The sequence below is a fragment of the Rhodococcus sp. 4CII genome (assembly GCF_014256275.1).
GTDB lineage: Bacteria > Actinomycetota > Actinomycetes > Mycobacteriales > Mycobacteriaceae > Rhodococcus_F > Rhodococcus_F wratislaviensis_A.
Genome location: NZ_JACCFE010000002.1, coordinates 6,072,221 through 6,085,773 on the forward strand (window position 1 = coordinate 6,072,221; position 13,553 = coordinate 6,085,773).

Sequence of the window (13,553 nt, forward strand, 5' to 3'; positions counted from 1 at the left end):
GGAGGTTGGTCATGGGGGAAGTGGCGCCACCGGATCTGGAGGAGTTGCGGGCGTTCACCGCGCGTTTGCGGTGTGTCGAGCCGTGCGGGGATGCGGGGTTGGGGATCGAGTGGCTCGATGCGGTGGAGTCGTTGAAGTCGGTGGGGTGTGCGGTGCAGGCGGTGGCCACGGACGATGTCGCCACCCGCATGCGAGAGGACCGTCGGGCCCGGAGGCTCCCGCGGGCCGAGTGGGACCGCGGTATCGCAGCGCAGATTGCGTTGGCGCGAAGAGAGTCTCCGAATCGTGGTGGCCGGCATCTGGGGTTCGCGCGGGCGGTGGTGCACGAGATGCCGCACACATTGGCGTTGTTGCGGTCGGGTCGGTTGAACGAGTGGCGGGCCACCCTGTTGGTGCGGGAAACGGCGTGTCTGTCGGCGGCAGACCGGAAGATCGTCGACCACCGGTTGTGTTCGGACCCGGACATTCTCGACGGCGTCGGCGACCGCGGCCTGGTCGCAAAGGCGAAGGCGCTGGCGGTGGAACTCGACGCCGCCGCGGTCGTCGCGCGGTATCGCAAGGCGGTGTCGGAGCGGCGGGTGACGACACGTCCGGCACCGGATTCGATGGCGTACCTGAGTGTGCTGATGCCGATGGAACAGGCAGTCTGTTTGCGGGCCACACTCGGTCGGGATGCGGACAGCCTGATCGCGACCGGGGACAGTGGTGGCCGAACCCGGAATCAGTTGATGGCGGATTTGTTGTTCGACCGCGGCACCGGGGCATCGGTGGCCTCGGGTGTGCCGGTGGCGGTGGACCTGGTGCTCTCCGACGAAACACTCCTGGCGGGTGGCAATGAGGCGGCGGACCTGACGGGGTTCGGGCCGGTGCCGGCGGCGATAGCTCGGCAGTTGGTGGCGGACGCCCTCGATGGTGACACCGCGGTGACCTTACGAAACGTCTACTCGTGTCCGCTGTCGGGTGCGTTGACGGCGATGGAATCGCAGTCGAGGACATTCCCGAAAGGCTTGCGGAAGCTGATCGACCTCCGGGACCGAACCTGCCGCACGCCGTGGTGTGATGCGCCGATTCGCCATCACGATCACATCCGCTCCCGCCGCAAAGAGGGCGCCACCACGGCACGCAACGGGGCCGGTTTGTGTGAGGCCTGCAACTACGCCAAGGAAGGCGACGGCTGGACCGCCCGTCCCGTGAGCAGGCCTGGCCGCACCCACCTCCTCGATCTCGGTACACCGACCGGGCACCACTACCGGTCGGCTGCCCCACGATTGCCGTCTGCGGCGCGACGGTCGGAAGTCGAGGCCATTCTGATTGCACATTTGCATGCGTCCTGACCGTGCGGCCACGAGAATCGTCGTAGGGTCGTGTGCATGGCCGGCTGGAACGAGTTCGCCGAAGCTGCACCGCGGATTGCCGCTGTTTTCTCGCGAAGGCACGCGGCGACCGGAAACCTGTGCATGCTCGGCACGCTTCGCTCCGACGGTTTTCCGCGGATCAGTCCGGTCGAGCCGAGATTCTTCGAGAGCCAACTGTGGATCGCCGGAATGCCGAACACCACGAAGTTCCGGGACCTGGCTCGCGATCCGCGATTCTGCCTGCACACGGCAACCGTCGACACCGAGGTGAAGGAGGGCGACGCGAAACTGTGGGGAGTCGTCGACGACGTCCAGGACAAGGCCCTGCATCAGCGCTTCGCTCAGGCGCTGTTCGAGGAGACCGGGTTCGATATTCGCGGACAGGAATTCGATCATTGCTACCGAGCCGACCTGACCGGCGGCTCGGCGGTGGAGGTCGGCGACGGCCATATGGACATCACGATCTGGAAGCCGGGGGAGCCCGAGCGCGTCGTACGAAAACACTGACTGCTCACTCGTGCCACGGCGTACCGAGCGTAGATCTGGTGGACTTTTCTCGTCCCTGGACATACATGGACATCCAACTATAGGATGAGCTATATATTCGGAACTCCCTCATCATCGAGTAAGGAACGGGTTCGCACAATGGTTCAAGAGCTATCCCACTTCGTCGGCGGCAAGCGCGTCCCCGGTGCGTCCAACAAGTTCGGCGACGTCTACGACCCCAACACCGGTGAGGTTCAATCGCGCGTGCCGCTCGCCGACAAGGCCGAGACCGAGGCGATCATCGCGAACGCGGTGGAGGCTCAGCGGGAATGGGCGCTGTTCAACCCGCAGAAGCGCGCCCGCGTCCTGATGAAGTTCCTCCAGCTCGTGCAGGAAGAAATGGATTCACTGGCACGGCTGCTGTCGTCGGAGCACGGCAAGACGATCCCCGATGCAAAGGGCGACATCCAGCGCGGCCTCGAGGTCATCGAGTTCGCCCTCGGCGCGCCCCACCTGCTCAAGGGCGAGTACACGGAATCCGCCGGTACCGGCATCGACGTCTACTCGATGCGGCAGCCGCTCGGTGTCGTCGCCGGCATCACCCCCTTCAACTTCCCGGCCATGATTCCGCTGTGGAAGGCCGGCCCCGCGCTGGCCGCCGGTAACGCCTTCATCCTGAAGCCGTCCGAGCGCGACCCGTCGGTGCCGCTGCGTCTGGCCGAGTTGTTCCTCGAGGCCGGTCTGCCCGCGGGTGTGTTCAACGTGGTCAACGGCGACAAGGAAGTGGTGGACGTCCTGCTCACCGACGACCGCGTCAAGGCTGTCGGATTCGTCGGGTCCACACCGATCGCGCAGTACATCTACGAGACCGCCGCGGCCCACGGCAAGCGCGCGCAGTGCTTCGGTGGCGCGAAGAACCACGCGATCGTCATGCCCGACGCCGACCTCGACGAGGTCGCGGACGCACTCATCGGCGCAGGGTACGGCTCCGCGGGCGAACGCTGCATGGCGATCTCGGTCGCCGTCCCGGTGGGCGAGGAGACCGCGGACGCGCTCGTCGCGAAGCTGACCGAACGGGTCGGCAAGCTGAAGATCGGGCGCAGCGACGACGAAGGCGCCGATTTCGGCCCGCTGGTCAGCAAGGACGCCCTCGAACGCGTGAACAACTACATCCAGATCGGCCTCGACGAGGGCGCCGAGGCAGTGGTCGACGGCCGCGGCTTCACCCTCGAAGGCCACGAGAACGGCTTCTTCGCCGGTGCGACCCTGTTCGACAAGGTCACCACCGACATGCGCATCTACAAGGAGGAGATCTTCGGGCCCGTCCTGCTTGTCGCCCGTGCCGCGGACTACGAGGAGGCGCTGCGCCTGCCCACCGAGCACGAGTACGGCAACGGCGTCGCGATCTTCACCCGCGACGGCGACACCGCCCGCGACTTCACCAACCGCGTCAACGTCGGCATGGTCGGCGTCAACGTCCCGATCCCGGTGCCCATCGCGTACCACACGTTCGGCGGCTGGAAGCGGTCCGGATTCGGTGACCTCAACCAGCACGGTCCCGACTCTTTCCGCTTCTACACCAAGACCAAGACGGTGACGCAGCGCTGGCCCTCCGGCAAGAAGGAAGAGACCAACCACTTCGTCATCCCGACGATGAACTGATCGGACCCGTATGTTCACGTTGTCCGATGACGAGCGGGCGATTCGCGACACTGCTCGTGATTTCGCGGCCGAGCATCTCGCGCCGTATGCGGTGGAGTGGGATCAGAAGAAGCATTTTCCGGTGGATGTGCTGCGGAAGGCGGCGTCGCTGGGGATGGGGGGGATCTATGTCCGGGAGGATGTGGGTGGGTCGGAGCTGACCCGGGTCGATGCGGCCCGCATCTTCGAGGCGTTGGCGACGGGGTGCCCGTCGATCGCCGCCTACCTGTCCATCCACAACATGGTGACCTGGATGATCGACCGGTTCGGCACCGACGAGCAGCGCCGCACCTGGGTGCCGGGGTTGTGTGCGATGGACCAGCTGGGCAGCTACTGCCTGACCGAACCCGGGGCCGGGTCGGATGCGGCGGCGCTGAGCACGAAGGCGGTCCGCGACGGCGACGACTACGTCCTCACCGGGGTCAAGCAGTTCATCTCCGGGGCCGGGGCGTCGGATGTGTACGTGGTGATGGCCCGCACCGGCGACCGCGGACCGCGGGGGATCTCGGCGTTCATCGTGCCGAAGGACTCGGCGGGGCTGTCGTTCGGGCCGAACGAGGTGAAGATGGGCTGGAACGCCCAACCGACCCGGCAGGTGATCTTCGAGAATGTCCGGGTCCCGGCGGCGAACCTGCTCGGTGCGGAGGGCGGCGGGTTCCGGATCGCGATGGCCGGCCTGAACGGGGGCCGGTTGAACATCGCGGCCTGCTCGGTCGGCGGTGGGCAGGCGGCGCTGGACAAGGCGGTCGCCTATTTGGCGGACCGGAAGGCGTTCGGGGCGCCGCTGCTCGAGTCGCAGGCGTTGCAGTTCCAGTTGGCGGACATGCGCACCGAACTCGAGGCCGCGCGGACGTTGTTGTGGCGGGCGGCGGCCGCCCTCGACGAGGGCGCCCCGGAGGTGGTGGAGTTGTGTGCGATGGCGAAGCGGTTCGCCACCGACACCGGGTTCGAGGTCGCGAACCGGGCGCTGCAGCTGCACGGCGGGTACGGCTATCTTGCCGAGTACGGAATCGAGAAGATCGTCCGGGACCTGCGGGTGCACCAGATCCTCGAAGGCAGCAACGAGATCATGCGGGTGGTCATCGCCCGCAGCGTCGTCGCCGGACACGGAAAGGGAGCGGCATGACCGACACCACCACCATGCAGCCGGATGTGCTGATCGACAGCCACGGCGGGCTGGGCCGGATCGTGCTGAACCGGCCGAAGGCGATCAACGCCCTCAACCACTCGATGGTCCGGCAGATCGCGGCCGCCCTGGATCGGTGGTCCGGCGATGATGCGGTGCGGGCGGTGCTGATCACCGGCGCCGGGGACCGCGGGTTGTGCGCGGGCGGGGACATCGTGTCGATCTACCACGACGCGCAGGACGGCGGCACCGGGTCCCGGGAGTTCTGGCGCGACGAGTACGTCCTCAACGCGGTGATCGCGAACTATCCGAAACCGTATGTGGCGATCATGGACGGCATCGTGATGGGCGGCGGGGTCGGGGTGTCGGCGCACGGCAGCGTCCGGATCGTGACCGAGCGGTCGATGATCGGGATGCCCGAGACCGGGATCGGGTTCGTCCCCGATGTCGGGGGCACCTTTCTGCTGGCCCGCACCCCGGGCGAGTTGGGCACCCACATCGCGTTGACGACGGCCCGGCTCAGCGCCGGCGATGCGATCGCGTGCGGGTTCGCCGACCACTTCGTCCCGTCGGAGAAGATCACCGCATTCATCGAGGCGTTGGCGTCGACGTCGGTGCAGGAGGCGCTCGACGCGTACGCCGAGCCGGCCCCGGCGTCGGAGTTGCTGGCCCAGCAGGGCTGGATCGACGCCGCGTATTCCGCGGACAGTGTCGCGGAGATCGTGTCCCGGCTCGAGAACAGTGCGGTGCCGGAGGCGGTGAAGGCGGCCGGGCAGGTGCGGTCGAAGTCGCCGACCGCGTGCGCGGTGACCCTGGCCTCGTTGCGGCGGGCGCGGCGGGCGGGCAGCCTCGAGGAGGTCCTCAACGACGAGTTCCGGGTGTCGGTGGCCTGCCTGAACTCCCCCGACCTGGTCGAGGGCATCCGGGCGCAGGTCGTCGACAAGGACCGCAACCCGCAGTGGTCACCCCCGTCCATCGACGACGTGCACGACGACGACGTCGCACAGTTCTTCACACCACTCGGAGACCTCGAACTCGGCCTGACGGCCCCGCAGCCGCAGCACTGACCAACAGCACACGCGTCCAGGAGGGACTGCTATGAGCACTACCGTCGGATTTCTGGGACTCGGTCACATGGGTGGTCCCATGGCGGCCAATCTCGTCAAGGCGGGGCACACGGTGGTCGGCTTCGACCTCGCGCCCGCCGCGCTCGAGCAGGCAGTGAAAGACGGTGTCACCGTCGCCGATTCGGCCGTCGAGGCCGTGCGCGAGGTGGAGGTCGTCATCACGATGCTGCCGAGCGGCAAGCATGTTCTCGGGCTCTACGCGGAGATCCTGCCGGCCGCGAAGCCGGGCACCCTGTTCATCGATTCGTCGACCATCGACGTCGCGGATGCCCGCGCGGCGCACGACGAGGCCGTCAAGGCGGGTCACCGTTCGGTGGACGCACCCGTTTCCGGTGGCGTCGTGGGCGCCACCGCGGGAACGTTGGCGTTCATGGTCGGCGGCACGGCGGAGGACTTCGAGTCCGCGAAGCCGCTGCTCGACGTGATGGGCAAGAAGGTCGTCCACTGCGGCGACCCGGGCAACGGGCAGGCCGCGAAGATCTGCAACAACATGATTCTCGGCGTGTCGATGATCGCGGTCAGTGAGGCGTTCGTCCTCGGTGAGAAGTTGGGGCTGAGCAACCAGGCGCTGTTCGACGTCGCGTCCAACGCGTCGGGTCAGTGCTGGGCGCTTACCACCAACTGTCCTGTGCCCGGACCGGTTCCGACGAGCCCCGCCAACAACGACTACCAGCCGGGCTTCGCGGCGGCATTGATGGACAAGGATCTCGGTCTCGCCGCGAATGCGCTGAAGACCAACGGCGTCGAGGCGGAACTCGGGCTGCGCGCGGCCGAGTTGTACAGCAGGTTCCACGCCGCCGGTGGTGGTGGCCAGGACTTCTCGGCCATCATCAACGACATCCGTGAGCGTTCCGGAGGAGACAAGTGACCGACTTCGAGACCATTCTGCTCGACCGCAGGGGCCGGGTCGGGATCATCACGCTCAACCGCCCGAAGGCCCTCAACGCATTGAACTCCCAGCTGATGCGCGAGGTCGTGTCGGCGGTGGACGAGTTGGAGAACGATTCGGAGATCGGCGCCATTCTGATCACCGGTTCCGACCGGGCATTCGCGGCGGGTGCCGACATCAAGGAGATGCAACCCAAGTCGTACATGGACGTGTACCTGGACGACTTCTTCTCGGCATGGGACCGCCTTGCTGCGGCGCGTAAGCCGACCATCGCCGCGGTCGCCGGGTACGCCCTCGGCGGCGGGTGCGAACTAGCGATGCTCTGCGACATCCTGATCGCCGCCGATACCGCCAAATTCGGTCAGCCGGAGATCAAGCTCGGTGTCATCCCCGGCATCGGTGGGTCGCAGCGGCTGACCCGCGCCGTCGGCAAGGCAAAGGCGATGGAGCTGTGCCTGACCGGCCGGAACATGGACGCAGAGGAGGCCGAACGCGCCGGACTGGTGTCGCGGATCGTGCCCGCCGCCGACCTGCTCGACGACGCGCTGCAGACGGCCACCACCATCGCCGAGATGTCTCTTCCCGTCGCGATGATGGCGAAGGAAGCGGTAAACCGCTCCTTCGAGACCACGCTCACCGAGGGCGTCCGGTTCGAGCGGCGGGTGTTCCATTCGACGTTCGCCACCGAGGATCAGAAGGAGGGGATGGCGGCGTTCGTCGAGAAACGCGCGCCGGTGTTCAGGCACCGCTAGAGCCCTTGCCTCTCACCACTTGGTGGGCGCGTCTCCGGTGTCGAAATCGCCCGCCTCGCGGCGCAGTTCGGCGAGGATGGTGACGAGCTGCTCCAACTTGTCGCCCGACACCCCGGGACGCGAGAACACCTGGGCGTTGAGCCGTTCGGTGGACTCGACGGCCAGTTTCCTTCCCGCTTCGGTGATTTCGATCAGCGTGGCACGGCGGTCGCTCGGATGCGGAACGCGCCGGACGAGGTTCGCGGTCTCGAGCCGATCGACGGCGTTGGTGACGCTGGTGGGGTGAACCTGCAGGCGGGCGCTGGCCTTCGCCATCGGGAGGGCGCCCGTCCGGGTGAACGTCAGCAGCGTGAGCAATTCGTACCGGGCGAACGTGAGCCCCGACGGCTTGAGCACCTCTTCCACCCGGGCCATCATGATCTGCTGCGCCCGCATCACCGAGGTCACCGCCGCCATGCCGTCGGCGACGTCACCCCAGCCGTGCTTCGTCCACTGCCGGTGGGCCTCTTCGATGGGGTCGAGATGAAGTGGTGACGGTGGTGGCATGCGTCGATCATCCCATGTCGGGTGTTGCGCCGCGAAAGTCCGGCCAGCGTGTCCCTACCGCGCTTCGGTGCGCGCGGCGGACGCCAACGCCACCAACCCGAATCCCACGCACGCTGTCATCGTCACCGCGAGGGCGACGCCGGTGTTGCCGAGCACGCCCACGAGGGGAGCGATCAGCGCACCGACCCCGAATTGCAAGGCGCCGAGCAGCGCGGCCGCCGTGCCGGCGGCCTCCCCGTGACGGCCGAGCGCCAGTGCGGGGGCGTTGGGCAGAACGAAGCCGACACCACCGAGAAGGAACCACAGCGGAACGACGAAACCGGCGAGTCCGCCGAACTCGACCTGGGCGGTGGTGACGAGCGCCAGCCCGGCCACCGTCGCGAAGCCGAGGGCCGCCACCGTGATCTGCAAAGGTGACCAGCGTGCGAGGGCGCGCACATTGAGCTGTGAGGCGCCGATCAGGGCGATCGCGCCGGAGCTGAACAGCAGCGCGAACTGCTGCTCGTCGAGGCCGTACTGATCCTGGAACACGAACGACGCGCCGGAGACGTACGAGAACAACGATCCCATCGCGACGCTCGACACCAGAGCGAGCACCATGAACGCCCGGTCACCGAGCAGGCTGGTGTAGGTGGCCAGTACCGCACGCAGGTTGCTCCTGCGACGCCGCTCAGGGGGCAGCGTCTCCGTGAGACCCCACACCCCGATCAACGCCGTGAGCGTGCCGATCACGGCGAGGACGACGAAGATCCCGCGCCAGTCGACGGCGATGAGGAGCGCGCCGCCGATGCTCGGCGCGAGCACGGGCGCGACGCCGAGCACGAGCATCAGCCGGGACATCACGACGGCCACGGTGTTCCCGGAGAACAGGTCGCGGACCACCGCGAGTGCGACCACCGCGGCGGCGGCGGCCCCGATGCCCTGGAACACGCGGAGCACTCCCAGCACGGCCACGGTCGGGGCGAACACCGCGAGCGCGGATGCCACGACGTGGACAGCGATACCGGCGATGAGGGGGCGCCTCCGTCCGAGGCTGTCCGACAGTGGTCCGACGATCAACTGCCCGAGGGCGAGCCCGAGCAGGGTGCCGGTGATGGTCAATTGGACCGCGGACGACGACGCACCGAGGTCGGTTCCGATATCCGGAAGCGCCGGAAGGTACATGTCGATGGTGAAGGGGCCGAGGGCCACCATCGCGCCGAGTACCAGGATCACCCGAAGGCTGGGACGAGTAGTTGTCCGGTCGGCGGTCACTACGGCGTGTTCGTCGGTGTCGGTCATGAAGCAACACAGCAACGAGGGTGCTCGGTTTGTTCCCGCTCCGGCGGGCTGCTTCAAAATCACCGTGAGCACAACTCTCGCGCCGTCGGCCCCCGGCGGGCACAGTGATGGTCGATGCGGGTGTGACTGAGTGGTTGAGGTACCGGCCTGCAAAGCCGTTCACACGGGTTCGAATCCCGTCACTCGCTCGACGAGAACCGGCAGGTGATGCAACTGCCGGTTCTCTGCGTGCGTCCACCGTGTCGGTGAACTATCCGGTGTAGCCGGTCAGGTCGTACACGGTGGTCCCGGCCACCGTGACGGCCGTGAAGTTGGCGACCACCCAGTTCTGGATCTCCCCGGACATGCCGGCGCCGCCGCGGCCGCCTCCCGAGATGTAGTAGTGCACCTGGCCGTTCTCGACGTACGACCGGTGAGGGCGATCCACATCGCGGCGCGGTGGCCGTGCGGTCCTGTTCGCCGCGGCGGCGCCGGAGTGAGGTCACCGGGCTGGGAGGGGGCTGGAAGGTTCCTGTGAACCCGGCCCCTCCAGTTCAGCGGGTCGTGTCGAGTGCGCCGGCGTCGACACCCGCGGCGGGGAGGAGATGGTAGAAGGCGCGTTCGCAGAGGTCGATCATCTCGGTGCGTTCCATGGTCGGCTCGTCGAGCCAGGACAGCACGATCTCCTCCATGAATGCCTGCCAGCCCGAGATCGCGGCCTCGAGCGCGGGTGTCGCCGGCACGCCGAACTCGGCCAGTGACGTGCCGATCCAGCGGGTGAACGTCCGCCGCATGCCGCGGTAGATCTGCCGCATCCGCTCGTCACCGCTACCGGCCAATCGCATCACCGCCAGGTAGATGGTGGGGTGCTCGATCACCGCGTCCGCGAATGTCTCGACGCCGGCCCGGAGTTGTCCGGGCAGCGGAAGTGCGGCGTCGGGCGTCATCCGGCGCTGAAGTTCGGAGGCCGAGGCCTCGAGTACCGCGTTGCGAAAACCCTGCTTGTTCTTGAAGTAGTGGAACAGCAGTGGCGAGGAGACGCCTGCTTCGGCGGCCACCTGGTCCATCGACAGGTCGTCGAACGGCACCGTCTGCAAGAGCCGGACGGCCACGTCGAGGATTTGCGCGCGCCGATCTTCGGGAGTGCGGGGTGCGGCGGCCACCTCTGCACTCTAGGGAGGAACCTTCGGGCCGTCCATTGACTTCTACTCAACGGGAAACGTAACCTCGGGTAACACATACTGAGTGTGAGGAGTGCAACAATGTCGGATTTCGATGTGGTCGTCAGCGGTGGACTGTGGTTCGACGGAACCGGATCCGCACCGCAGCGCCGCAATCTCGGTATCCGCGAAGGGGTCGTCGTCGTGACGTCGAGTAGCCCGCTCCCCGCCGGGCCGGACACAGAGATCATCGACGCGGCGGGCAAATGGGTGCTCCCCGGTTTCGTGGACGTTCACACCCACTACGACGCCGAAGTGCTCGTCAGCCCCGGTCTGCCCGAGTCGGTGCGACACGGCGTGACCACCGTGGTTCTCGGAAACTGCTCCCTGTCGACCGTCTACTCGACACCCCGTGAGTGCGCCGACCTGTTCAGCCGGGTCGAGGCCGTGCCGCACGACTCCGTGCTCCGGATCCTGGAAGAGAACAAGATCTGGCAGAGTCCGGCGGAGTACGTCGAGGCACTCGAGTCGTTGCCGCTCGGTCCCAACGTCGCCGGCTTCCTCGGGCACTCCGACATCCGCACCCACGTGCTCGGCCTCGGCCGGGGCACCGACAGGCGAACGAAGCCGAGCACACGTGAGCTCGAGCGGATGGGCGAGATGCTCACCGAGGCAGTCGACGCCGGATTCCTCGGTCTCTCCTCGATGACCAACGCGCTCGATAAAATCGACGGCGACGAATACCGTTCGCGCTCACTGCCGTCCACATATGCGCGGTGGAAGGAGTTCCGCTTCCTCAACCGCATCCTGCGCGAGCGCGGCAGAATCCTGCAGAGCGCGCCGACGATCAATCTGCACCCCAACATCGCGGGATTCTTCGCGGAGAGTTCGGGTCTCGGTCGGCGCAAGCCCCTCAAGACGTCACTGCTGTCGGCCGCGGACTCGAAGGCGTACCCGCCGATCGTGTACTTCATGCTCGCCGCGGCGCCGCTGTTGAACCGCTTCGCGAAGACCGACTTCAAGTGGCAGCACCTGCCGGTGCCGTTCACCGTCTACGCGGACGGTATCGACCTCGTGGTGTTCGAGGAGTTCGGTGCCGGCGCCGCCGCCCTGCATCTCAAGGATGAGGTGGAGCGAAACGCGTTGTTGCAGGACGAGTCCTACCGACGTCGGTTCCGCAAGGACTACGACAACAAGTTCAGTCCGCGCATCTGGCATCGCAACTTCTACGACGCCGTGATCGTCGGGTGCCCCGACGAGACGCTGATCGGCAAGACGTTCGGTGCCGTCGGCGATCTTCGGGGTGTGCACCCGGTGGACGCGTACCTCGATCTGGTCGTGCAGTACGGCACCGACCTGCGGTGGCGGACCACCATCGCGAACCATCGCCCCAAGTTCGCGAAGAAGCTCGCCGCCAGCTCCGGGGTACAGATGGGTTTCGGCGACGCCGGGGCGCACCTGCGCAACATGGCGTTCTACAACTATCCGATCCGGCTGCTCAAGAAGGTCAAGGATGCGCAGTCCGACCGCAAGCCGTTCCTCACCGTCGAGCGGGCCGTCCACCGGCTGACGGGCGAGCTGGCCGACTGGTACGGCATCGACGCCGGGCACCTGCGTGAAGGCGACCGCGCCGACCTCGTCGTCGTCGATCCGGCGGGTCTCGACGCCACGGTGGACGGACTGTTCGAGGCCGAGGTCCCCGAGTACGGCGGCCTGCGCCGGATGGTGAACCGCAGCGACGGAGCCGCGGTCGCGACGGTGATCAACGGCCGGCTCGTCTACCGGGATGGCGAATTCACCGGCGGTTTCGGCGCCGCCAGGACCGGGCGGTTCCTCCGCGCGGGGGCCTCCGTGGCGGACCGCAGCGACTCCATGAGCGCGGCCCGATGAGCAGGACCGAACGGATCGGCACGTTCACCCGTGCCGGGCTGGTGTTCGACGTCCGCGACGAGGGCCCGATCGACGGGGTGCCGGTGGTGCTGCTGCACGGTTTTCCGCAGGACTCGCGGTCGTGGGATGCGCTGGCGCCACTGCTGCACCGGCGGGGCTTCCGCACCCTCGCGCCGGACCAGCGCGGCTGTTCGGCCGGTGCCCGGCCCCGCGCCCGCTGGGCGTACCGCAGCTCGGAACTGGTTGCGGACGTCGTGGCACTCATCGATCAGGCCGGTCTCGGTCCGGCGCACGTCGTCGGGCACGACTGGGGAGCGGCGGTGGCGTGGGGGATCGCGGCGGAACGACCCGACCGGGTCCGCACGCTCACCGCGCTGTCGGTGCCGCACCCGGCGGCGTTCGTGCGTGCGATGCTCACCAGCCGGCAGATCCTGAAGTCGTGGTACATGTTCGTGTTCCAGCTGCCGTGGATTCCGGAGCGGGTGATCACCCCCGACGGTTACGGCTACCGGGCGCTGATCGCCAGCGGGCAGACCGCGGACCGGGCGAAGCGTGATCTCGAGCCCATGCGCGACCGGACACGCGCCCGGGGTGCCCTGAACTGGTATCGGGCAATGCCTTTCACCGCGCCCCGATCCGCCTCCCGCACGGTTACGGTGCCCACGCTCTTCGTGTGGAGCGACGGCGACACGGCGATCGGACCCGTCGGGCCGGAACTGACGTCGCGATTCGTCGACGCCCCGTACACCTACGAGATTCTCCGCGGAGTGAGCCACTGGATCCCGGACGAGGCCGCCGCGCGCGTCGACGCCCTATTGGGCGAGCACCTGCTCGATCAGCCGTGACGCCGCTGTCCGCTGTCGGCGAACTGCGCGGCGCCGGCTCCGCGGTTCTGGAAGACTCCGGACTATGGACGCGCAGCGCAGACTGACGCTGGTGGCAGCGGCTTCCGAGGACTCGGGGGAGGAGCCGCTGGTGCGTGAGCTCTACGGACGGGTGCTCCGCGACGCGCGCCTTGACCAGGACCGCAGCCTCGAAGACGTCGCCTGCGCCGTCGGAATGTCGAAGCAGTACCTCTCCGAGATCGAGCGCGGCAAGAAGGAGCCGTCCTCGGAAATGCTCCGCGCCGTGTGCGGTGCACTCGGTATGTCGGTGGAACACCTACTGTTCCGGTCCGGACGCCGGCTCGGTGCAGCGCACCGCACGTCGGTGACCGGAACCGTCAACCGGCAGGTGCCCACCCTGCTCGCCGCCTGACGTC

At 67.4% G+C, this 13,553-nt stretch carries 13 protein-coding genes, 1 tRNA gene and 1 pseudogene; 11 read left to right on the forward strand and 4 right to left on the reverse strand.

The features are described 5' to 3' along the window. Window positions 1-11: 11 nt before the first annotated feature. From H0B43_RS28875 to H0B43_RS28905, 7 genes and pseudogenes are all read left to right on the forward strand, one after another. Window positions 12-1,334 carry an HNH endonuclease signature motif containing protein gene (locus H0B43_RS28875; protein ID WP_185724801.1) on the forward strand — a complete coding sequence of 441 codons (1,323 nt, stop codon included), beginning with the start codon at window positions 12-14 and terminating at the stop codon, window positions 1,332-1,334. 36 nt (window positions 1,335-1,370) lie between these two features. Further along, on the forward strand, window positions 1,371-1,862 hold the full coding sequence (locus H0B43_RS28880; RefSeq protein ID WP_185724800.1) for a pyridoxamine 5'-phosphate oxidase family protein: 492 nt from the start codon (window positions 1,371-1,373) through the stop codon (window positions 1,860-1,862). Window positions 1,863-2,000: 138 nt separating this feature from the next. Further along, entirely contained in the window at window positions 2,001-3,503 is a 1,503-nt protein-coding gene (locus H0B43_RS28885) for a CoA-acylating methylmalonate-semialdehyde dehydrogenase (protein WP_185724799.1), read from the forward strand. A 10-nt stretch (window positions 3,504-3,513) separates the two neighbouring features. Next, window positions 3,514-4,668 carry an isobutyryl-CoA dehydrogenase gene (locus tag H0B43_RS28890; RefSeq protein ID WP_185724798.1) on the forward strand — a complete coding sequence of 385 codons (1,155 nt, stop codon included), beginning with the start codon at window positions 3,514-3,516 and terminating at the stop codon, window positions 4,666-4,668. After that, the gene (locus H0B43_RS28895; RefSeq protein ID WP_185724797.1) at window positions 4,665-5,735 is read left to right on the forward strand and encodes an enoyl-CoA hydratase/isomerase family protein; all 1,071 of its coding nucleotides are present in this window, start codon (window positions 4,665-4,667) and stop codon (window positions 5,733-5,735) included. Before H0B43_RS28890 ends, H0B43_RS28895 begins: the two co-directional genes overlap by 4 nt. A 13-nt stretch (window positions 5,736-5,748) precedes the next feature. Next, window positions 5,749-6,663: pseudogene (gene mmsB / locus H0B43_RS28900) on the forward strand (3-hydroxyisobutyrate dehydrogenase); the annotation flags it as partial. Continuing rightward, window positions 6,660-7,436, forward strand: a complete 777-nt coding sequence (locus tag H0B43_RS28905; RefSeq protein ID WP_185724795.1) for an enoyl-CoA hydratase — start codon at window positions 6,660-6,662, stop codon at window positions 7,434-7,436. The pseudogene mmsB and the gene H0B43_RS28905, both read left to right, overlap by 4 nt. A gap of 12 nt (window positions 7,437-7,448) precedes the next feature. Here the strand turns inward: H0B43_RS28905 and H0B43_RS28910 are convergent, their stop codons facing one another. Then, the gene (locus H0B43_RS28910; protein ID WP_185724794.1) at window positions 7,449-7,982 is read right to left on the reverse strand and encodes a MarR family winged helix-turn-helix transcriptional regulator; all 534 of its coding nucleotides are present in this window, start codon (window positions 7,980-7,982) and stop codon (window positions 7,449-7,451) included. 54 nt (window positions 7,983-8,036) lie between these two features. Continuing rightward, a complete protein-coding gene (locus tag H0B43_RS28915) occupies window positions 8,037-9,263 on the reverse strand; it encodes a multidrug effflux MFS transporter (protein ID WP_185724793.1) in 1,227 nt (408 codons plus the stop codon). A 116-nt stretch (window positions 9,264-9,379) separates the two neighbouring features. Between H0B43_RS28915 and H0B43_RS28920 the strand changes: the two genes are divergently transcribed. Then, window positions 9,380-9,451: transfer RNA gene (locus H0B43_RS28920), tRNA-Cys, on the forward strand. A gap of 62 nt (window positions 9,452-9,513) precedes the next feature. Here the strand turns inward: H0B43_RS28920 and H0B43_RS28925 are convergent. Together H0B43_RS28925 and H0B43_RS28930 are read right to left on the reverse strand one after the other, a co-directional pair. Next, window positions 9,514-9,690 carry a hypothetical protein gene (locus H0B43_RS28925; protein WP_185724792.1) on the reverse strand — a complete coding sequence of 59 codons (177 nt, stop codon included), beginning with the start codon at window positions 9,688-9,690 and terminating at the stop codon, window positions 9,514-9,516. A gap of 106 nt (window positions 9,691-9,796) precedes the next feature. Beyond that, the gene (locus tag H0B43_RS28930; RefSeq protein ID WP_185724791.1) at window positions 9,797-10,405 is read right to left on the reverse strand and encodes a TetR/AcrR family transcriptional regulator; all 609 of its coding nucleotides are present in this window, start codon (window positions 10,403-10,405) and stop codon (window positions 9,797-9,799) included. A 99-nt stretch (window positions 10,406-10,504) separates the two neighbouring features. Between H0B43_RS28930 and H0B43_RS28935 the strand changes: the two genes are divergently transcribed. The 3 genes from H0B43_RS28935 (at window position 10,505) to H0B43_RS28945 (ending at window position 13,549) form a co-directional block, all read left to right on the forward strand. Further along, on the forward strand, window positions 10,505-12,292 hold the full coding sequence (locus tag H0B43_RS28935) for an amidohydrolase family protein (protein WP_185724790.1): 1,788 nt from the start codon (window positions 10,505-10,507) through the stop codon (window positions 12,290-12,292). Then, entirely contained in the window at window positions 12,289-13,137 is an 849-nt protein-coding gene (locus H0B43_RS28940) for an alpha/beta fold hydrolase (RefSeq protein WP_185724789.1), read from the forward strand. The genes H0B43_RS28935 and H0B43_RS28940 overlap by 4 nt, the downstream gene beginning before the upstream one ends. A 64-nt stretch (window positions 13,138-13,201) precedes the next feature. Then, window positions 13,202-13,549, forward strand: coding sequence for a helix-turn-helix domain-containing protein (locus tag H0B43_RS28945; RefSeq protein WP_185724788.1), 348 nt, complete (start codon window positions 13,202-13,204; stop codon window positions 13,547-13,549). Window positions 13,550-13,553: the final 4 nt, after the last annotated feature.

What these genes read in the sequence shown, in the direction of transcription:
- H0B43_RS28875 (WP_185724801.1), top strand. Translation starts at nt 12, where the DNA reads ATGGGGGAAGTGGCGCCACCGGATCTGGAGGAGTTGCGGGCGTTCACC.
- H0B43_RS28880 (WP_185724800.1), top strand. Translation starts at nt 1,371, where the DNA reads ATGGCCGGCTGGAACGAGTTCGCCGAAGCTGCACCGCGGATTGCCGCT.
- H0B43_RS28885 (WP_185724799.1), top strand. Translation starts at nt 2,001, where the DNA reads ATGGTTCAAGAGCTATCCCACTTCGTCGGCGGCAAGCGCGTCCCCGGT.
- H0B43_RS28890 (WP_185724798.1), top strand. Translation starts at nt 3,514, where the DNA reads ATGTTCACGTTGTCCGATGACGAGCGGGCGATTCGCGACACTGCTCGT.
- H0B43_RS28895 (WP_185724797.1), top strand. Translation starts at nt 4,665, where the DNA reads ATGACCGACACCACCACCATGCAGCCGGATGTGCTGATCGACAGCCAC.
- H0B43_RS28910 (WP_185724794.1), bottom strand. Translation starts at nt 7,982, where the DNA reads ATGCCACCACCGTCACCACTTCATCTCGACCCCATCGAAGAGGCCCAC.
- H0B43_RS28915 (WP_185724793.1), bottom strand. Translation starts at nt 9,263, where the DNA reads ATGACCGACACCGACGAACACGCCGTAGTGACCGCCGACCGGACAACT.
- H0B43_RS28935 (WP_185724790.1), top strand. Translation starts at nt 10,505, where the DNA reads ATGTCGGATTTCGATGTGGTCGTCAGCGGTGGACTGTGGTTCGACGGA.
- H0B43_RS28940 (WP_185724789.1), top strand. Translation starts at nt 12,289, where the DNA reads ATGAGCAGGACCGAACGGATCGGCACGTTCACCCGTGCCGGGCTGGTG.
- H0B43_RS28945 (WP_185724788.1), top strand. Translation starts at nt 13,202, where the DNA reads ATGGACGCGCAGCGCAGACTGACGCTGGTGGCAGCGGCTTCCGAGGAC.